The organism is Stappia indica (assembly GCF_001696535.1).
GTDB classification, from domain to species: domain Bacteria; phylum Pseudomonadota; class Alphaproteobacteria; order Rhizobiales; family Stappiaceae; genus Stappia; species Stappia indica.
Genome location: NZ_MBQE01000003.1, coordinates 619,080 through 637,306, shown reverse-complemented (window position 1 = coordinate 637,306; position 18,227 = coordinate 619,080). Strand labels below are relative to the sequence as shown.

General features: G+C 68.8%; 16 protein-coding genes and 1 riboswitch. Of the genes, 10 read left to right on the top strand and 6 right to left on the bottom strand.

Features of this window, described 5'->3' with window-relative positions; genetic code table 11:
* Window positions 1–108: 108 nt before the first annotated feature.
* Window positions 109–1,014: a LysR family transcriptional regulator gene (locus BBX35_RS14190; protein ID WP_067221265.1), complete on the bottom strand. Its 906-nt coding sequence runs from the start codon at window positions 1,012–1,014 to the stop codon at window positions 109–111.
* A 92-nt stretch (window positions 1,015–1,106) separates the two neighbouring features.
* Here BBX35_RS14190 and BBX35_RS14185 point away from each other — a divergent pair, with 92 nt between their 5' ends.
* The 7 genes from BBX35_RS14185 to BBX35_RS14155 all read left to right on the top strand — a co-directional run bounded on the left by BBX35_RS14185 (window position 1,107) and on the right by BBX35_RS14155 (window position 9,738).
* Window positions 1,107–2,408 (top strand): NAD(P)/FAD-dependent oxidoreductase, encoded by a 1,302-nt coding sequence (locus tag BBX35_RS14185; protein WP_067221262.1) that lies wholly within the window; start codon window positions 1,107–1,109, stop codon window positions 2,406–2,408.
* Window positions 2,405–3,583, top strand: coding sequence for an NAD(P)/FAD-dependent oxidoreductase (locus BBX35_RS14180; RefSeq protein ID WP_067221259.1), 1,179 nt, complete (start codon window positions 2,405–2,407; stop codon window positions 3,581–3,583). Before BBX35_RS14185 ends, BBX35_RS14180 begins: the two co-directional genes overlap by 4 nt.
* Window positions 3,584–3,596: 13 nt before the next feature.
* Window positions 3,597–4,310 carry an SDR family NAD(P)-dependent oxidoreductase gene (locus tag BBX35_RS14175; RefSeq protein WP_067221256.1) on the top strand — a complete coding sequence of 238 codons (714 nt, stop codon included), beginning with the start codon at window positions 3,597–3,599 and terminating at the stop codon, window positions 4,308–4,310.
* Window positions 4,311–4,383: 73 nt separating this feature from the next.
* Window positions 4,384–5,925, top strand: coding sequence for an ABC transporter substrate-binding protein (locus tag BBX35_RS14170; protein ID WP_067221254.1), 1,542 nt, complete (start codon window positions 4,384–4,386; stop codon window positions 5,923–5,925).
* 167 nt (window positions 5,926–6,092) lie between these two features.
* On the top strand, window positions 6,093–7,034 hold the full coding sequence (locus BBX35_RS14165; RefSeq protein ID WP_067221251.1) for an ABC transporter permease: 942 nt from the start codon (window positions 6,093–6,095) through the stop codon (window positions 7,032–7,034).
* A 41-nt stretch (window positions 7,035–7,075) separates the two neighbouring features.
* The gene (locus BBX35_RS14160) at window positions 7,076–7,945 is read left to right on the top strand and encodes an ABC transporter permease (protein WP_083202435.1); all 870 of its coding nucleotides are present in this window, start codon (window positions 7,076–7,078) and stop codon (window positions 7,943–7,945) included.
* The gene (locus BBX35_RS14155; RefSeq protein ID WP_067221248.1) at window positions 7,942–9,738 is read left to right on the top strand and encodes an ABC transporter ATP-binding protein; all 1,797 of its coding nucleotides are present in this window, start codon (window positions 7,942–7,944) and stop codon (window positions 9,736–9,738) included. Before BBX35_RS14160 ends, BBX35_RS14155 begins: the two co-directional genes overlap by 4 nt.
* Before the next feature lie 26 nt (window positions 9,739–9,764).
* On the opposite strand, the gene BBX35_RS14150 is transcribed toward BBX35_RS14155, so the two are convergent.
* From BBX35_RS14150 to BBX35_RS14130, 5 genes are read right to left on the bottom strand one after another with little or no spacing between them, the layout of a single operon-like run.
* Window positions 9,765–10,817, bottom strand: a complete 1,053-nt coding sequence (locus tag BBX35_RS14150) for a DUF6925 family protein (protein WP_141687862.1) — start codon at window positions 10,815–10,817, stop codon at window positions 9,765–9,767.
* The gene (locus BBX35_RS14145; RefSeq protein ID WP_067221244.1) at window positions 10,799–11,602 is read right to left on the bottom strand and encodes an ABC transporter ATP-binding protein; all 804 of its coding nucleotides are present in this window, start codon (window positions 11,600–11,602) and stop codon (window positions 10,799–10,801) included. The genes BBX35_RS14150 and BBX35_RS14145 overlap by 19 nt, the downstream gene beginning before the upstream one ends.
* Entirely contained in the window at window positions 11,599–12,597 is a 999-nt protein-coding gene (locus tag BBX35_RS14140) for a FecCD family ABC transporter permease (protein ID WP_067221241.1), read from the bottom strand. Before BBX35_RS14140 ends, BBX35_RS14145 begins: the two co-directional genes overlap by 4 nt.
* Window positions 12,594–13,502, bottom strand: a complete 909-nt coding sequence (locus tag BBX35_RS14135) for an ABC transporter substrate-binding protein (protein WP_067221238.1) — start codon at window positions 13,500–13,502, stop codon at window positions 12,594–12,596. The genes BBX35_RS14140 and BBX35_RS14135 overlap by 4 nt, the downstream gene beginning before the upstream one ends.
* Entirely contained in the window at window positions 13,477–15,459 is a 1,983-nt protein-coding gene (locus tag BBX35_RS14130) for a TonB-dependent receptor plug domain-containing protein (protein WP_083206294.1), read from the bottom strand. The genes BBX35_RS14135 and BBX35_RS14130 overlap by 26 nt, the downstream gene beginning before the upstream one ends.
* A 179-nt stretch (window positions 15,460–15,638) precedes the next feature.
* A riboswitch (cobalamin riboswitch) is annotated at window positions 15,639–15,854 on the bottom strand.
* Window positions 15,855–16,281: 427 nt separating this feature from the next.
* On the opposite strand from BBX35_RS14130, the gene rnk reads away from it, so the two are divergent.
* From rnk to BBX35_RS14115, 3 genes are all read left to right on the top strand, one after another.
* Complete coding sequence (gene rnk / locus BBX35_RS14125; RefSeq protein ID WP_067221233.1) at window positions 16,282–16,713, top strand: nucleoside diphosphate kinase regulator; 432 nt, start codon at window positions 16,282–16,284, stop codon at window positions 16,711–16,713.
* 153 nt (window positions 16,714–16,866) lie between these two features.
* Entirely contained in the window at window positions 16,867–17,430 is a 564-nt protein-coding gene (locus tag BBX35_RS14120) for a GreA/GreB family elongation factor (RefSeq protein WP_067221232.1), read from the top strand.
* A gap of 40 nt (window positions 17,431–17,470) precedes the next feature.
* Entirely contained in the window at window positions 17,471–18,214 is a 744-nt protein-coding gene (locus BBX35_RS14115; RefSeq protein ID WP_067221229.1) for a sulfite exporter TauE/SafE family protein, read from the top strand.
* Window positions 18,215–18,227: the final 13 nt, after the last annotated feature.

Here is an 18,227-nt window from a genome sequence, read left to right as displayed (position 1 = left end):
CACTAAACCGGTCTCTCCCAAGACCGGATTGGAGACGGTCGCGCCTTCCGGGTGCGGCCGTTTTCGTTTCCGGCGTCAGTCGTCCTGCCCGGCGCGGACTGAGCCGCGTCAGTCGTCCTGATAACTGCGCACGTAGCGCTCGAACCCGTCGACCAGCGCCAGCGCCTCCGGGCTCAGCTTGTCGCCATGCGGCTTGATGATCGAATATTCGAACCGGTCGGGGATCTCGACCGGGCGCATCACCCCGCCCATGCGCAGGTGGTCGCGCGCGGTGAACGCATCGACGATCCCGACGCCCAGCCCCCGCATCACCAGCGCCGAGACGATGTGCGAGAGGTAGGACTTCATCTTCTGCACCGGCGGCCGTCGCATCTTGGCGAACACCCGGTCGAAGGCGCGGCCCGACATGGTGGAGTCCACGAAGCCGACGAAGTCGACGCCGGACAGATCCTCCTCGCGCACGATGTCCCGCTCGCCCAGCGGGTGGCCCGGCGGACCGATGAAGCGGAACGGCACCGAGCCGCTGCCCACCACATCCACCTCGTGCTTGTGGCGCGTCGGAATCCCGAAGCCGATCTGGCACTGGCGCAGCGCCACCTGCCGCACCACCGGCAGCGTCGTCATCGACAGGAATTCGGCGCGGAACTCGGCCCGCTCCTGCGACAGCATCGCGATCACGCCGGGCAGCGCCGACTGGGCGATGGCCGGGGCCGCGGCGATGGTCAGCGTCGCCCGGTAGCCCTGGCGGATCTGGGTCGCGGCCCGCTCGATCTGGCCGAGCCCGACGAAGCTGCGCTCCACCTCGGTCCACAGCTCGTGCGCCTCGCGGGTGGCGACGACGCGTCCGCCCCTGCGGCTGAACAGCGGCAGCTGCAACCGCTCCTCAAGATCGCGGATCAGACGGCTGACGGCAGGCTGCGAGATTGCCATCTCGTCGGCAGCGGCGGAGACCGTTCCCGCGCGCATGACGCAGCGAAAAGCTTCGAGGGAGCGCTGCGAAATCGACGAGACCATAACATTTCCGCATATTCGTGAAAGGAAACGGTATTTGCCTTATACCCGGCGCCTTCGCACTCTGACAATACGAGACAGTCTGGAGGGGCGACGTGAGCGCGGCAGACGATCACCGGCAGGTTCCGGCAAGCACGCAGGTCGTGGTCATCGGCGGAGGCATCGTCGGTGTCTGCACCGCCCTCTTCCTCGCCGAAAAGGGCATTCCCGTCGTCCTGTGCGAGAAGGGCCGCATCGCCGGCGAACAGTCCTCGCGCAACTGGGGCTGGATCCGCAAGGCCGGCCGCGACAACCGCGAACTCCAGCTGATGATCGAGAGCGCCGCCATGTGGCGCGACCTCGCCCCGCGCCTTGGCGAGGACATCGGCTACGGCATTCGCGGCACCACCTATCTCGCGGCCAACGAGACGGAGCTGGAGAAGCACCAGACCTGGCTGCGCGACAATGCCGGTTTCAACCACGGCTCCGTTCTCCTCAGCCCGCAGGAGACGGACGACCTTCTCAAGCGCAACGACCGCCAGTTCGCCGGCGCCCTGCACACCCCGTCGGACGCCACCGCCGAGCCCTCCCTCGCCGTTCCGGCGATGGCGCGCTACGCTTCGCGTCTCGGCGCCACGATCGTCGAGGGCTGCGCCGTCCGCTCCATCGAGCGCGCCGGCGGCAAGGTCCGCTCCGTCGTCACCGAACATGGCGAGATCGCCTGCCAGAGCGTGGTTCTGGCCGGCGGCGTGTGGTCGCGCACCTTCCTGGAAAATCTCGGCCTGTCGCTGCCGCAGCTGGCGGTGAAGTCCTCGGTCCTGCGCACGACGCCCGGTCCCGAGGTCATCGCCGGCGCCGTCGGCGCCACGAAGGCCTCGCTGCGCCGGCGCGCCGACGGCGGCTACACCATCGCCCGCTCGGGCGCGGCGGAGTTCCAGCTGGTGCCGGCCGCCTTCCGCCATTTCCTCGACTTCCTGCCCGTGCTGGCCGACCGCTGGCAGATGATGAAAATCCGTCTCAGCGGCGACTTCTTCGGGCCGCTCGGCCGCCATCGCTGGCAGGCCGACGAGGTTACCCCGTTCGAACAGGTGCGGGTGATGGATCCGGTGCCCGATCCGCGCCTTCTCGCCGATGTGCTGGCCGGCGCCAAGGCGCTGCATCCGCGCCTCGACGGCGTCGAGATCGCCCATAGCTGGGGCGGGTTGATCGACGTCATGCCCGACGAGATCCCCGTCGTCGACGAACCCGCCGGCTGGTCGGGCCTCGTCGTCGCCACGGGCCTCTCCGGCCACGGCTTCGGCATCGGCCCCGGCGTTGCCCGCCTTGTGGTCCAGCAGATCGAGGGCGACACGCCGCTGGTCGATATGAAGCCCTTCGCCTACACCCGTTTCGGCAGAAAATCGAAGGCGGCCGCATGAACCATCCCGCCCTCGCCACGCCCGACGTGCTCGTCATCGGCGCCGGTATCACCGGCACCTCGGCGGCGCTCGAAATCGCCAGGGCGGGCGGGAGTGTGGAGGTCATCGACACCTACGGCCCGGCCGCCATGGCCTCGGGCTGGACGCTGGCGGGCGTGCGCCAGTCGGGCCGCCATCCGGCGGAACTGCCGCTGGCGCTCGCCGCCGTAGAACTCTGGCAGGATCTCCACAAAGACCTCGGCGCGCCGACCGGCTACCGCCGCTCCGGCAATCTGCGCCTTGCCCGCACGGACAGCGAGATCGCCACGATCCGCGCCCTCGTCGCAGACCAGACCCGGGCCGGCCTGCAGCTTTCCTTCCTGCCGGATCTTTCCAGCGTGCGCGAGATCGCCCCGGCCCTGTCCGACCGGGTGCTCGCCGCCTCGTTCTGCCCTTCCGACGGCCATGCCGACCCGCTTGCGACCGTCACCGCCTATGCGACCCGCGCCGAGAGCCTCGGTGCGCGCCTGTCCTTCGGCGAGCGGGTCCTGCGGCTGGAGGCGGAGGGCGGGCGCATCGTGCGCGTCGTCACCGACCGCCGCACCCTCAGCCCCGGCACGGTGCTGATCGCCGCCGGTTTCCTCGTCAACGAGCTGCTCGCCCCGCTCGGCCACGGCATCCCCTTGCGCCGACCGATGGTCACCGTGCTGCGCAGCGTGCCCTGCGCGCCCCTGCTCACCCCCGTGCTCGGCGTCGCCAATGCCAACATGGCGGCGCGCCAGGAGAACGACGGGCGCATGCGCGTCACCAGCGGCATGGAGGAGTGGGCCGGCGAGATCGTCGAGACCGGCGGGCGTCCCACCATCCGGCCGCGCATGCGGGCGCTCGGCGAGACCATCGCCAAGGTCGCCGAGGTGCTGCCGGGCTTTGCCGAGGTCGAACTGGCCGAGTGCTGGGCCGGCGCGCTCGACCTGACGCCGGATGCCCTCCCGGTGATCGACCGGCTGCCGGGCCTCGACAATACGGTCGTGGCCGCGGGCTTTTCCGGCCACGGCTTCGGCATCGGCCCTGTTACCGGTCCCATTGCCGCGCGGCTGGCGCTCGGGCGCGATCCGGGTCACGATGTGTCCGCCTTCCGCTACGGGCGCTTCGCCGCCCAGTCCGGCCCCGACGCCCCGCTGACCCTGCACGGATAAAGGAGACCAGACCATGCTCAATCCCGAAGGCCGCGTGGTCATGGTGTCCGGCGCCAGTCGGGGCATCGGTCTGGCGATTACCCGCAAGCTTCTGGACAAGGGCTACAGCGTCAGCGCCGGCGCGCGGAACCCGGATGCGCTCGCCGAGCTCCTGTCGGATGCGCCCGGCGACCGGTTCATGTGCGCCCGTTACGAGGCCGGCGACCGGGCCTCTCATGCCGACTGGCTGGCTGCGACGCTTGCCCGCTTCGGCCGGCTCGACGGGCTGGTCAACAATGCCGGCACCTCCAACACCTTCTCCATCGAGAGCGGCGAGGAGGAGGACCTCGACGCGCTGTGGACCATCAACGTCAAGGGACCGCTGTTCCTGACGCGCGCCTGCCTGCCGCATCTGAAGACCGCCGGCAGCGGCCGGGTGATCAATGTCGCCTCGCTGTCGGGCAAGCGCGTGCGCAACGAGAACATCGCCTACAACATGACCAAGCACGCCGTGATGGCGCTGACCCACGGTACCCGCCGCATCGGCTGGGAGCACGGGGTGCGCGCCACTGCGGTCTGCCCGAGTTTCGTCGCGACGGATCTGACCGACGGGGTCACCAAGATCTCGCGGGAGGAGATGATCCATCCCGACGATTTCGCCGAGATCACCGCCCTGGCGCTGGCCCTGCCAAACACGGCAGCCATGGCGGAAATGCTGGTAAACTGCCGGCTTGAAGAGACGCTGTGAGGAGCAGCGTGAAGACCAAAAGGGCCCCATAGACAAAAATAAACAAACAAAACAACGACCAGAGGACAGGACCATGAAAACCGGACTGGGAATTGCACTTGCAGCCTTGCTGGCGACAGGACAGGCCTATGCCGCCGGAACGACCCTGAATGTGGGTATGGCGAGCGCGGATGCGGGCAAGCTCGACCCGCATGTGGCGACCTCCACCCCCGACAAGGGCCTCCTTCACTGGATGTTCAACGGTCTGGTGCGGATCAAGCCGGGCGAGGCGAGCCCGGAATTCATCGAGCCGGACATCGCCAGCAGCTGGACCACGTCCGAGGACGGCCTGACCTGGGTCTTCTCCTTGCGCGACGACGTGGAATGCCACGGCGACTACGGCAAGATCGACGCCGAGGACGTGGTCTATTCGCTGAACCGCTCGGCCAATGCCGACGTCTCCGCCTTCGCCAAGGACTACACCGCCTTCGACAGCGTCGAGGCGACCGGCCCGATGGAAGTCACCATCAAGCTCAAGAACAAGATCCCGAGCCTGCTCGGCCTGCTGGTGCCGTATCATGGCGGCAACATCGTATGTAAGGACGCGGTCGAGGCGCTCGGCGAGAACTATCAGCGCACTCCCGTGGGCACCGGCCCCTTCATGTTCGCCGAATACCAGCCGCAGCAATATGTGAAGCTGGTCGCCAACCCGGAATATTTCCGCGGCGAGCCGAAGATCAAGGAAATCTACTACCGTTACATCCCGTCCGACTCCTCGCGTGACCTGGCCTTCCAGTCCGGCGAGGTCGACATGATCTACGGCAAGCAGGAACAGACCTGGGTCGAGCGCATCAAGCAGGTGCCGGGCACGGTCGTCTCGGTGATGACGCCGGGCGAGATGTCGGTCATCCACCTCAACATGACGATGCCGCCGCTCGACGATCTGCGCGTGCGCAAGGCCGTCGCCCATGCGATCAGCCGCGACGCCATGGTCCAGTTCAAGGGCCCGGACGTCACGCTTGCGGCGATCTCGCCGGTGCCCGAGGGGCATCTGGGCTACACCGCCGACGTGCCGACCTACGAGTATTCGGTCGAGAAGGCCAAGGCCCTGCTCGCCGAGGCCGGCCATCCGGACGGCGTGACGATCAAGGCAATCCACACCACGCTGCCGGGCATGCTGACCACCATGGAGGCGATCCAGGCCCTGCTGCGCGAGGCGAACATCAACCTGGAGATCGAGACCGTCGAGCACGCGACGTTCCACGAGCAGATCCGCAAGGACATGAGCCAGGTGACGCATTACGCGGCCGCCCGCTTCCCCGTCGCGGACGTCTACCTGACGCAGTTCTTCTACTCCCCGTCGATCGTCGGCACGCCGACGGCCATCACCAACTTCTCCCATTGCGCGGTTGCCGATGCGGAGATCGAGGCCGCGCGCGTGGAAGGCGACAAGCAGAAGCAGCTCGAGTACTGGGCCGAGGCCCAGCGCAAGATCATGGCGGAAGTCTGCGCCGTGCCGATCGTGCAGAGCATGCAGCTGTGGGCCTGGAAGGACACGCTCGACCTCGGCGTCGATGTGAAGGGTTCGCTGAACCTCAGCCCGCCCGTCACCGAAGCCGCGTCCTTCTCGCAGTGAGAAGCGCGTAAGCTCCGCACCGGAGGGCCCTGACCGGCCTTGCCGGCAAGTGACGACGCTTCTTCCGCCGGGCGCCCAGCGCGTGCCCGGCGGGGGCAGCGATCTCATCCGCCACGGTGGCTGCGTGCAGGCGCATCCCGACCGTGGGCGACGGAGGCTCGCCTTACATGACCGCATTCGTTCTCAAGCGGCTTGGTTTCGCGGCGATCACGCTTTTCGCCGTGCTGACCATCGTCTTCTTCATCGTCCGCGTGCTGCCGGGCGATCCGGCGCTGGCGATCCTGGGCGACCAGGCCAGCCAGTCGGCGCTCGAGGCCCTGCGCATCCGCCTTGGCCTCGATGTCCCGCTCTACCAGCAGTATTTCGTCTTTCTCGGCGGTGTCGTGGTGGGCGACTGGGGCGTTTCCATGGTGTCCGGCCGGCCGGTGATCGAGGAGATCCTCAAGGTCCTTCCGGCGACCATCGAGCTCACCGTGGCCTCGCTGATCCTCGGCATCGTCGTCGGCGTGCCCTTCGGCGTGTGGTCGGCGGTGCGGCGCAACAAGCTGCCGGACTATCTCGCCCGCATCGCTTCGCTGCTGGGGCTTTCCTTCCCGGCCTTCGTCTCGGCGGTGCTGCTGCTGCTGTTCTTCTCGATCCACCTGCGCTGGTTCCCGGTGATCAGCTCGGGCCAGGGCAGCGGCCTTGCCGACCGGCTGCGCGATCTCGCCCTGCCGGCGATCAATCTCGGCCTGATCATGGCCGCCTACATCACCCGCGTCACCCGCTCGGCGATGCTGGAGGTGCTCAACCAGGACTATGTGCGCACGGCCCGGGCCAAGGGCCTCGCCTTCGCGATCATCGTCTGGCGGCACTGCCTGCGCAACGCCCTGATCCCGGTGGTGACCGTCGTCGGCCTCTATCTCGGCATCCTCATCGGCAATTCGGTGCTGACCGAGATCGTCTTCAACCGCCCCGGTCTCGGCAAGCTGATCGTCGGCGCGCTCAACCAGCGCGACTACACGATGCTGCAGGGCATGATGGTCATCTACACGCTGATCGTCGTGCTGGTGAACCTGATCACCGACCTGACCTACGGCCTGATCGACCCGAGGATCAAATACTCATGACGACACAGCCGACCGCCGCGACCGGCCAACGCCCGTCGCGCATGACCTATTACCGCCTCGCGATCGCGACGGTGCTTTCGGGTCTGTTCAACGCCTTCAACGCCAACAAGACCTCGTGGGTCGGCCTTGCCGTGTTCCTGATCGTCGCGCTGCTGGCGATCCTGGCGCCGGTGATCGCCCCTTACGATCCCTTGCAGCAGAACATCCTGTTCCGTCTCAAGCCGCCGTCGGAGGCGCACTGGTTCGGCACCGACTACTACGGCCGCGACACGCTCTCGCGCATCCTGTGGGGCGCGCGCATCTCGCTGACCATCGGCCTGCTGGCCATCGGCTCGGCGATGATCATCGGCACGCTGATCGGCATGGTCGCCGGCTATTTCGGCGGACGTACCGACCTGCTGGTCATGCAGGTGATGGACGTGCTCCTCGCCTTCCCCTCGCTGATCCTCGGCCTGATCGTCGTCGCCATGCTCGGCCCGTCGGTCGCCAATCTCGTGATCGCCATCGCGCTCACCGCGATCCCGCCGTTTGCGCGCATCGCCCGGGCGCCGACGATCGCCGTCAAGAACCGCGAGTTCATCGAGGCCGGCCATGCGCTCGGCTACTCGCATATGCGGCTGATGTTCCGCCACATCCTGCCGAACATCGCGCCGGAAGTGCTGGTGATGGGCTCGCTGTGGCTGGCCACCGCCATCCGCGTCGAGGCGTCGCTCGCCTTCATCGGCCTCGGCGTCAATCCGCCGACGGCCACCTGGGGCGGCATGATCCGCGAGGGCTTCGAGAACATTCTCGACAGCTTCTGGCTGGCCCTCTTCCCCTCGCTGGCGATCCTCGTCGTCGTCTTCTCTCTCAACCTCCTGGGCGACGGCCTGCGCGATGCGGTCGACCCGCGACTGAAGGGGGAACAATGACCGAGCCCGTTCTCAAGGTCGAAGGCCTCACCACCTCCTTCCGCGTCGACGGTGCGCTGGTGCCGGTGGTGCGCAATCTCGACTTCACCATCGACACCGGCGAGACCGTCGCCATCGTCGGCGAATCCGGCTCCGGCAAGTCGGTCACCGCGCTCTCGATCATGCGGCTGCTGCAGGAAGGCACCAGCCGCATCGAGGGCTCCGTCCGCCTGTCCGGGCGCGATCTGCTCACGCTCGACGAGGAGGCGATGCGCGACGTGCGCGGCGGCGAGATCGGCATGATCTTCCAGGAGCCGATGACCAGCCTCAACCCGGTGCTGAAGATCGGCTTTCAGATCGCCGAGGTGCTGCGCCGGCACCGCGGCATGAGCCAGGCCCAGGCCGAAACCGAAGTGCTGCGCCTGTTCGATCTGGTGCGCATTCCCGACGCGAAGCGGCGGATCGGCGAGTATCCGCACTCCTTCTCCGGCGGCATGCGCCAGCGGGCGATGATCGCCATGGCACTCGCCTGCCAGCCCAAGCTCCTGATCGCCGACGAGCCGACCACCGCCCTCGACGTCACCATCCAGGCCCAGATCCTCCAGCTCGTGCGCGAGCTGCAGAGCGAGATCGGCATGGCGGTGATGTTCATCACCCACGACATGGGCGTCGTCGCGGAAATCTCCGACCGGGTCGTCGTGATGCTGCGCGGCGACAAGGTGGAGGAAGCCCCCGTCGACCGGCTGTTCGCCGCGCCCGAGCATCCCTATACCAAGATGCTGCTCGGCGCCGTTCCCCGCCTCGGCGGGCTCGGCGACACCCGGACGCCGCGCCGCTTTCCCAAGCTCGACGACACGGGCGCGGGGCCCGAGCCCGACAACGAGCCGGACATGCGCGGCGCGCCGCTGTTGGAGGTGCGCAACCTGACGACGCGGTTTTCCGTGCGCGGCGGGCTGCTCAACCGGCCGGTCGGCAATGTCCATGCGGTCGAGGACGTGTCGCTGACGCTTGCCGCCGGCGAGACGCTGGCGCTCGTCGGGGAATCCGGCTGCGGCAAGTCGACGACGGGCCGCTCGATCCTGCGGCTGGTGCAGCCGGCCGGCGGCGAGATCCTGTTCGAGGGCAAGGACCTGATGGCGGCGAGCCATGCCGAGCTGCGCCTTGCCCGCCAGCGGCTGCAGATGATCTTCCAGGATCCCTACGGCTCGCTCAACCCGCGTCAGGCGGTCGGCTCGGCCATTGCCGAACCGATCCGCGTGCACAAGCTGATGGCCGACGAGGCGATCCCCGACCGGGTCAACGAGCTGCTGCGCCTCGTCGGGCTGAAGGAGGAGCACGCGCTGCGCTTCCCGCACGAGTTCTCCGGCGGCCAGCGCCAGCGCATCTGCATCGCCCGCAGCCTGGCGCTCGAGCCGAAGATGATCGTGGCGGACGAGTCCGTCTCCGCGCTCGACGCCTCGATCAAGGCGCAGGTGGTCAACCTGATGCTCGACCTGCAGCGGGAGCTGGGCCTTGCCTATCTCTTCATCAGCCACGACATCGCCGTGGTCGAGCGGGTCAGCCACCGCATCGCCGTCATGCTGCTCGGCGAGATCGTCGAGATCGGCCCGCGCGACGCGGTGCTGCGCAACCCGCAGCACCCCTATACCAAGAAGCTGATCGAGGCGGTTCCGGTGCCCGATCCCGCCGACAAGCGCCAGCGCGGCGGGCTGCTCACCGACGAGCTGAAGAGCCCGGTGCGGGCGCTCGACTGGGCTCGCCCGCCATCTCGCATGTATCCGGTCGGCGAGGGTCACATGGTTCGGGAGTTCTGAAATCGCCCAAACGGGGATCGGCCGCTTCAGTGGCCCGGGCGTTCCTCGTCCACCTCGCCTGGCTCCTCCAGCCGGTCGAAGCGCTGGCGCAGCCGCTCGATGCGGCGGGCAAGGTTCGGCCGGCCGACCGCCTCTGCCTGCCGGCCGAGCTGGCGCAGCGCGATGCGCAGGCCCGTGCGGGTCAGCCGGCTGTCCGGCTCGGCGAGCGCGTCTTCCATCCCCTCTTCCAGCGCGTCCAGCACCTTGTCCTTGATCGCCACATAGTCCGGCAGGCCATAGCGGCGCAGCAGCTCCTGGAACTCCTCGTGGCGCGCCGCGTCGAAGGCGATGTCCTCGCCCCGCGCGCCCGAAACCGCGCTTGCCGGATGCAGCATGGCGCAGGGCACCAGCCCTTGCGGGATCGGCGTGTTGGCCGAGTGGGTGCGGCCGGAGCGCAGCAGCTTGGGCAGCACATGGGTATGCGGCCCGTCGGGCGAGACGCCGCCCGTGTCCGGCCCGCCGATCATCTGGTAGACCTCGACCCGCCCCAGCTTCGAGCGGGCGGTGCGGTGCGGATGCGCCCGCAGGATCGCCGCCATCGCCGGGTTTTGCGGATCGGCCACCGAGCGGCCGGCATTCTCCCGCAGGATCGCCAGCAGGTCGGGATCGCTGGTGCGGATGCAGAACTCGATCTGCGGCTGGGCCAGCCCCATGTCGAAGAGCACCGCATCCCGGTCCTCCTCGCGCAGGGCATCCACATCCGGCCCCAGCTCGCTCAGCACCGCCCTTTGCGTCACCGCGGCCTGCTCCTCGGGCAGGCAGAGCGCCAGCCCCTGGCCCCAGCGGGTCGTTCGCGGGCTCAGCGTCTCGAAGGCCACCGCCCTCGCCTCGCCCACCGCCTGCGGATCGAGACGGATGCCGCCCTTTTCGGTCACCCGGCACAGCTCCTGCGGCCGGTCGAGGCGCAGCTCGTCGTCGGGCCGCTGGTGGAACTCGGCGATGGCGCCGAAGGAACCGATGCTCCAGCCCGCGCCCCGATCGGCCAGTCGCCGGGCGAGAATGTCGGTAAGGCTCGGCGTGGTCATTGCGCTCTTTCCCATTCGGATCTCTCCCCGGCAATCAGATGGCTCGGGACGACGGAGGGCCGCCCCCCGATGTCGATATGTTCGGCGCCGATGCCGTAGACGCCGGCAAGGCGTTCCGCGTTCAGCACCTCGCCCGGCGTCCCGTCGGCGACGAGCCGCCCGCGGTCGAGCAGCAGCAGCCGGTCGCACCAGCGGCTTGCCAGCGTCAGGTCGTGCAGCGACACGAAGACCGGCCGCCCCTCCGCCACCAGCCCGGCCAGCACCTGCATCAGGGCGATCTGGTGCGCCGGGTCGAGGCCGTTCACCGGCTCGTCGGCGATGCAGGCATGCGGCGCCTGCGCCAGCATCCGGGCGATCAGCACCCGCGCCTGCTCGCCGCCCGACAGCGTGTCGAAGGGCCGGCGGGCAAAGCCGGCCACATCCATCCGCTCCATCGCCTCGCGGGCATGGCGCAGGTCGTCGGCCGACGCCCCGCCAAAGCCGCCGCGATGCGGCAGGCGCCCGAGCAGCACCACCTCGATGCAGTCCATCGGCCAGTGCACCGTCCGCTCCTGCGGCATGTAGGCGATCAGCCGGGCCCGTTCGGTTGCCGGCATCGGGGCAAGCTCGCGTCCCTCCCAGCGGATGCTGCCCGCATGGGTCTGCAATCCGGTCATCGCCCGCATCAGCGTCGACTTGCCGGCCCCGTTCGGGCCGATCACGCCGACCAGCTGCGGCCGGTCGCAGGAGAAGGAGATCCCCCGCAGGGTCTCGCGCGTGCCCCGGCGCACGGTCACGCTCTCGCAGTCGAGACGGATCATGACGTCCTCCGGCGCAGGCTGATCAGCAGCCAGAGGAAGAACGGCGCACCGAGAATGGCGGTGACGACGCCGAGCTTCAGGTCCCGGTCCGGCATCACCAGGCGCACCGCGATATCGGCGGCCAGCAGGAAGGCCGCCCCGCCCAGCGCGCTGGCCGGCAGCAGGCGCGAGGGCCGGTGGCCGACGAGCGGGCGCAGCAGATGCGGCACGATCAGCCCGACGAAGCCGATGGCGCCGCTCACCGCCGTCGCCCCGCCGACGCCGATGGCCGTTCCCACCACCGCCAGCACCCGGGTGCGGTCGAGATTGACGCCAAGGCTGCGGGCAACGTCCGGCCCCAGCGCCAGCGCGTCCAGCGCCCGCCCCGTCAGCGCCAGCATGACGCCGCCGACCGCGATGAAGGGCAGCGCCAGCCCGACATGGACGAGGCTGCGGTCGGTCAGCGAGCCCAGCATCCAGAAGACGATTTCCAGCGCCGCAAAGGGGCTCGGCGCCAGGTTCAGCGCCAGCGAGGTCAGCGCCCCGGCCAGCGAGGACAGCGCGACGCCGGCCAGGATGATGACGAGAATGTCGCCCGAGCGCCCCACCAGCATCTGCACCAGGGTCACCGCGATCAGCGCCCCGGCCAGCGCGCAGAGCGGCAACGCATAGGGGTGCAGTGCCGTCAGCCCGGCATAGATGGCGATCACCGCGCCGAGCGAGGCGGTGGCGGAAATGCCCAGCAGGCCCGGCTCGGCCAGCGGATTGCGCAGGAAGCCCTGCAGCACCGCCCCCGACAGGCCGAGGATCGCGCCGATGGCGGCACCCAGCAGCGCGCGCGGCAGGCGGATCTCGACGAGGATCACCGCCTCCGCGCTGTCAGTGTCGTTGAAGGCTGTGACGAGCGTCAGCGGATCGATCCACACCTGCCCCAGCCCGAGCGAGGCGAGGAACAGCAGCGCGGCCAGCAGGCTAAGGCCGGCCAGCAACAGCGGGTAGCGCCGGTCCGCGGTCATCGGTTCGCCTCCGGCCGCAGTGAGGTCCCGCCGCCGGCCTCGGCGCGCAATCGTGCCACCGCCTCCAGTGTCAGCGGCGTGCCGCAGATCCAGGTGCGGCTGTCGGCGGAAAGCCGCCGCTCGCTGCCGAAGCGCGCGTCGAGCGCCGGATGGCGCAGGATCTCGGTCGCGCGCGAAGGATCGGCGAGCGAGCGCTCCCACAGCAGCACATAGTCCGGATCGGCCAGCACCAAGGCCTCCAGCGGCAGCCGCGTCGTCCCGGTGATCTCGAGTTCCTCGCCGAGATGGCGCAGGCCCGCCGCGCCGACGATCTCGTTTTCCAGCGTGCCGCCGCCGGTGGTGAAGCTGTTGGCGCCGAAGGAGCCGAGCACCGGTGCATGCCTCTCCGGCGGCGCGGCGGCAAGGGCGGCGGCCTCTGCGTCGAAGGCGGCGATCAGCCGCGCGGCCTGCGCCTCGCGCCCGAGCAGTTCACCCATCCGGCGGACATTCTGCCGAATGTCGGCAAAGCCGTTCGCCGGGGCGAATTCCTCCACCCGGCGGCCGAGCCGCCGCAACATGTTGACCGTCGCCCGCCGCGTGTAGGTGCCCGAAATCACCAGATCCGGGTCGAGGCGGAAGATCTCCTCCGCCAGCCCGTGATTGATGGTCAGCCCGGCCGTCTGCGCGCTCATCAGCGAAACGTCGGGCCGGGCCGCCAGGTAGGAGACCGAGATGAGCTGGCCGGGCGCGGCCACCAGCATGGCGATCTGGTCGGTGCACAGGTTCATCGACACCACCCGCCGGGGCGTCTCGCCCGTGGCGGACGCGGCGGCGACGGTGCCCGGACCCGTCAGCGCCAGCAGGGCGGCGAGGACAATCCCCGCCGCCCCGCCCCTTGCGTCAGAAGCTTGCCTTGATGCCCGCATAGGCGGTCAGTCCTTGTGAGTTGTAGCTGTAGACTTCCTGGTACTGCTGATCGAGCAGGTTCTCCACCCGGCCATAGACCGTGAAATTGTCCGAGACCCTGTAGTCGGCACCGACATTCACGAGGAAATACTCGGACAGTGTCACCCGGGTCTGCGGCGTTGCGCTGATGAACTCGTTGTCCTTCATCCGGCCGTTGAAGATCGTGTCGAGGAAGAGGTTTCCACGGCCCTCGTGGAAGGCATAGACGAGGCTGAGCGAGCCCGAGTGCTTGGGCCGGCGCACCTCCTGCAGGCCCGTCGGCTCGGTCGCATCCAGATAGGTGTAGGTGCCCTTGGCGTAGAGGTCGGCCAGCAGTTCCACGCCGAGCGACACCTCGATGCCCTGGCGCCTGCTGATCCCGTCCATGTTGGCCGGCGACGAGCCGGCGCCCGCCACCCAGGGCGTCCAGATCTCGTCTTCCAGCCGCTCGTTGAAATAGGTCACGTCGGCGACCGCCCGCCCGCCCCAGAACCTTTGCTCGATACCGATGTCCCAGGCGAAGTTCTTTTCCGGCCGCAGGTTCGGGTTTCCGGTGAAGGTCGCCGGGATGAAGCCGAACTGCTCGGAAAAGGTCGGGTTGGTGACGCCGGTGCCGACGGAGGCGTGGAACCGCGTGCCCGTCTCGCGCAGCAGGTAGGCGGCGCTGGCGCTGTAGGTCAGCGTGTCCTTGAACTGGTCGTTGCGGTCGTAGCGCAGGCCTGCGCTGAAGAACAGGGCGTCGAGGAACTCGCCGCGATACTCGGCGACATAGCTGGTCAGGTCGCGCTGCTTGCCGGGAACCTGCGAGGGATCGTAGGCGGGAAAGGCGTTCTTGTAGTGCTCGCGCTCCCACTCGATGGCACCGGTCAGGCTGTGTTCGGCGTCGAGGAAGTCCGGCGTCGTCGCCGTCACCGTCGCCTGATAGCTGAGGTGCAGCCGGCGGTCGTCGTTGCCGTTCATGCTGCCGGAGTTGAAGCCGCGCCGCTCCAGGCCCGAGTATTCGGCCCGCGCCTTCTGTACCAGCCGGTCGTCGAACAGCGACCAGGACAGCCCGACGCCGGAGTAGAACTCCTTCGTCGCGTTGTATCCGGGCGTGTCGATGACGAGGCCTTCCGTCGGGGTCGGCGGCCAGGCGGAATCCTGATCGTCCGTGTCCGACTTGCGGTCGACATAGCGGGCGCTGAGATCGAGGCTCAGCGCATCGGTGATGTCCCAGTTGAAACGGCCGTTCAGCGTGGCATTGCGGTCGCCGTCCTTCTCCGAGCCGAACTGCGAGATGTTGAAGCCCTCGTTCTGCCGCCAGGCGCCGGAGACCGCGATGTCGAACCTCTCGCCGCCGCCGCGCACGCCCACATTGCCGGCCACCGTCTTGTCGGTGCCCGTCTCGGTGCGGCCGGTGATTTCCAGGTCGTTGCGGATGCCGCCCTTGGTGGTGATGGCGATGACGCCGGAGCTGGCATTGGAGCCGTAGATGGCGCTTTGCGGGCCGCGCAGCACCTCGATCCGCTCGATATCGGCGACCTGCAATCCGCCGAAGTCGAATTCGCCGCTGGAGGTGGCGGCCACCTCGACGCCGTCGATCAGCACCAGCACATGGTTGGCTTCCGAGCCGCGGATGCGGATCTGGGTCATGCCGCCATTGCCGCCGGTGCGCGAGACGGCCAGGCCCGGCACCTTGCGCAGGGCATCGGCGACATAGCGCTGCTGCGTCGTCTCCAGTTCTTCGGCCGAGATCACCGTGTGGGCTCGGCCCACCGCCTCGGCGGCGACGGGCGTGCGCCCGGCGGACACGACGATGCGGCGGAGCTGCGTCGGCTCCTCCTCGAAGCCTTGCGCGCGGGTCTCGCCCGGCGCGGCAATCATCGCCGCCCCCATTCCGGCCCCCAGCACGGCAGCCATCGGCCCGGCGCGCAAGGCGCCACGCGAAATCGAATTCATCCAGACACACCCCTGTCGTGCGCCGGAACGCCCCTCGGCGCTCCGTCGCGATACGGCACGAGCCGGCGAACGCGGGCGCGCTCCCCGCGCGAAGACGCAAGGAAGCGGCCTGCGGGCGCAGGCGGTTTTCGGGTGTCACCTCAACGGAAAGCCGCGCCTCGACACACCCCGTATCGAAGGTCGGGTGACCGACAGGGGCAGGTCTCCTGGCTCACGGGTCATCGCGGACATTCACCTTCCCAACCCTGCCTTTGGCGGCGGGGTCAGTGGCCTTCGAACGTCCACTCTCCGTTCACAGTTGCGGGGGCAGCCACGGTTTCGGTCCCTGTTGGGTACGCCTCACCGTGTTCCCTTTTCATCCGGACATGTCCGGAACCTCTGTCGGCATAAAAGAGAGCGGTTTCGCGCGCCGGAGTCAATCTCCTGTCGATCTCCTGAATGCAGGCACAACCGGACGCTGCGTCAGATGTCGTGCCGCCGGCGCCGGGGCACAGGGCGCCCGCCTCCGGCTGCGCGAATCCGTGCCTCCGACGCGGGCCGCAAAAGCCACGACTTGACTTTCGCCCCGCAAGCACCGACCTTCGGGGAATGTACACGACCGCTCCGCGCCTGCTTTCCATTTTCAGGGTGTGCCCCATCGCGGGACACTGACCCCCGGCTCGGTCGCGTCGCGCCCCGGCCGCGGGGCATAGGCCGGCTCGTCCCCTCGCGGGCACACAGCAGGCCATAACGGCGGCGAACACTTCCAAAACTCACGAGATCCAGACCGCCCGACGCGCTCGCGTGCGTCGGCGGCCTTACAACATTGCAAGGATGCCGAAAATGGCTCCAGCCACTCAGAAAAAGCGCAAGCCCGCCATCACCTTGACCCGCTCGGACCACGAGCGGCTGTCCGGGCTTGCCGACTCCATTTCCTCCCGCAATCCCGCCGTCGCGGATCAGCTGGCGAGCGAGCTCGACCGCGCCCGCGTCGTCGACGACCGGCGCATTTCCGCCGATGTCGTGCGCATGGGATCGCGGCTGCGTTTCACCACCGACGCCGGCGAAGACCGCACCGTGACGCTGGTCTTCCCGGGCGATGCCAACATTGCCGAGGGCAAGATCTCCGTCCTCACACCGATCGGCGCCGCCCTGATCGGCCTGTCCGCCGGCCAGTCCATCGACTGGACCGCGCTGGACGGGCGCACCCACCGGCTGACCGTGGAAAGCGTCGAGCTTCCCGCCCCGGCCGAGGCGGAGGCGCGCCCCGCATGACCAGCAGCGAGCCGAAGCCGCGCGACCGGCTGGCGATTTTCGGAGGGTGTCTCATCGCAGGATCCTGACCCCTGTGCCGCTACCCTAGCGGCCAGGGGGACTCCGATCCGTTTCACCTTTGCCGCTCCGCGGACGGAGCGCTGGAGACCTGCGATGTCCATCGACACCTGCATCCTGACCACCAAGGATTTCACCCTTCTCGAGGTGATGCGCGACCGCCGCCGCGGTCACGAGGACCCTCTCGTGCCGATCCTCAAGCGCAAGCTCGAGACGGCGACCGTCGTCTTCCGCGAGGACGTGCCGGAAACGGTCGCGACCCTGAGCAGCCGCGTCACCTACAGCGTCGACGGGCGCACCCCCGACACGCGGGTGATCTCGCACGACCACCTGTCCATGCCGATGGGCATGTTCCTGCCGATCACCACCCGGCGCGGGCTGGCCCTGCTCGGCCTGTCGGAGGGCGAGGAGTTCCTGCTTCAGGACGCCAGCGGCCGGCAGGAACGCATCCTGCTGCAGAAGGTGCATTTCCAGCCGGAAGCCGCCCGGCGCAGCGGCGGCAGCACCGGAGAGACCGGCGAGACGGCGGCACAGGCGATGCCCGAGCCGGCGCGCCGGCGGCCCCTGCTGAAACTGGTGCATGGCGCCCTGGCGGGCGCAGACCGGCCTCGCGCCGGCGGATATAACGGGCCGGAAGAGCCCGGCCCCTCGGCTGCCTGAGGGAAATCCACGCAAGGGACAAGAGAGAGGACACCCACCCATGCTCGACTATCTGGTGCTGGCGGCGGCCGCGTTCGCCGCCGGCCTGCTCAACACGATCGCGGGGGGCGGCACCTTCCTGACCTTCCCCGCGCTCGTCTACACCGGCGTGCCGGTGGTCGCGGCCAACGCGACGAGCGCGGTCGCCGTGCTGCCGGGCTATCTCGGCGGCGTCGCCGGCTTTCGCAAGGAGATCGCGGCCCTCGACCGCGCGCTCCTCGTCAAGGTCGTCCTCGCCACCGCGTTCGGCGGCTTCATCGGCTCGCTGCTGTTGCTCGTCTCCACCAACGAGGCCTTCTCGGCCGTCGTTCCCTTCCTGCTGCTTGCCGCCACCCTCGCCTTCGCCTTCGGCGAGCGGCTGCAGGGCTGGGCGCGCCGCCGGCAGCTCGCGCCCGGCGGGCCGGTCGCCACCGTGCTGGTCTCGATCTATGGCGGCTATTTCAACGGCGGCCTCGGCATCGTGCTGCTGGCGCTGTTCTCGCTGTGGGGCATGCGCGACCTCAACGCCATGAACGGGCTCAAGAACGCCCTCTCCTTCGTCCTTTCCGCCATTTCGGTCGCGACCTTCGCCGCGGCCGGTCTCGTCAGCTGGCCGCAGGCCATCCTGATGATGGTCGCCGCCACCATCGGCGGCTATGCCGGCGCGCCGGTGGCCAAGGCCCTGCCGCGACAGGCGGTGCGGGCCATCGTCATCGCCGTCGGCACGGTGATGAGTATCGTCTTCTTCTGGCGCCTCTTCTCCTGAGGGTGCCGCAACA

Excerpts from the sequence above, each read along its gene's own strand:
- BBX35_RS14190 (WP_067221265.1), bottom strand. The coding sequence starts at position 1,014 with ATGGTCTCGTCGATTTCGCAGCGCTCCCTCGAAGCTTTTCGCTGCGTC.
- BBX35_RS14180 (WP_067221259.1), top strand. The coding sequence starts at position 2,405 with ATGAACCATCCCGCCCTCGCCACGCCCGACGTGCTCGTCATCGGCGCC.
- BBX35_RS14175 (WP_067221256.1), top strand. The coding sequence starts at position 3,597 with ATGCTCAATCCCGAAGGCCGCGTGGTCATGGTGTCCGGCGCCAGTCGG.
- BBX35_RS14170 (WP_067221254.1), top strand. The coding sequence starts at position 4,384 with ATGAAAACCGGACTGGGAATTGCACTTGCAGCCTTGCTGGCGACAGGA.
- BBX35_RS14165 (WP_067221251.1), top strand. The coding sequence starts at position 6,093 with ATGACCGCATTCGTTCTCAAGCGGCTTGGTTTCGCGGCGATCACGCTT.
- BBX35_RS14160 (WP_083202435.1), top strand. The coding sequence starts at position 7,076 with ATGACCTATTACCGCCTCGCGATCGCGACGGTGCTTTCGGGTCTGTTC.
- BBX35_RS14155 (WP_067221248.1), top strand. The coding sequence starts at position 7,942 with ATGACCGAGCCCGTTCTCAAGGTCGAAGGCCTCACCACCTCCTTCCGC.
- BBX35_RS14150 (WP_141687862.1), bottom strand. The coding sequence starts at position 10,817 with ATGGGAAAGAGCGCAATGACCACGCCGAGCCTTACCGACATTCTCGCC.
- BBX35_RS14145 (WP_067221244.1), bottom strand. The coding sequence starts at position 11,602 with ATGATCCGTCTCGACTGCGAGAGCGTGACCGTGCGCCGGGGCACGCGC.
- BBX35_RS14140 (WP_067221241.1), bottom strand. The coding sequence starts at position 12,597 with ATGACCGCGGACCGGCGCTACCCGCTGTTGCTGGCCGGCCTTAGCCTG.
- BBX35_RS14135 (WP_067221238.1), bottom strand. The coding sequence starts at position 13,502 with ATGCGGGCATCAAGGCAAGCTTCTGACGCAAGGGGCGGGGCGGCGGGG.
- BBX35_RS14130 (WP_083206294.1), bottom strand. The coding sequence starts at position 15,459 with ATGAATTCGATTTCGCGTGGCGCCTTGCGCGCCGGGCCGATGGCTGCC.
- rnk (WP_067221233.1), top strand. The coding sequence starts at position 16,282 with ATGGCTCCAGCCACTCAGAAAAAGCGCAAGCCCGCCATCACCTTGACC.
- BBX35_RS14120 (WP_067221232.1), top strand. The coding sequence starts at position 16,867 with ATGTCCATCGACACCTGCATCCTGACCACCAAGGATTTCACCCTTCTC.
- BBX35_RS14115 (WP_067221229.1), top strand. The coding sequence starts at position 17,471 with ATGCTCGACTATCTGGTGCTGGCGGCGGCCGCGTTCGCCGCCGGCCTG.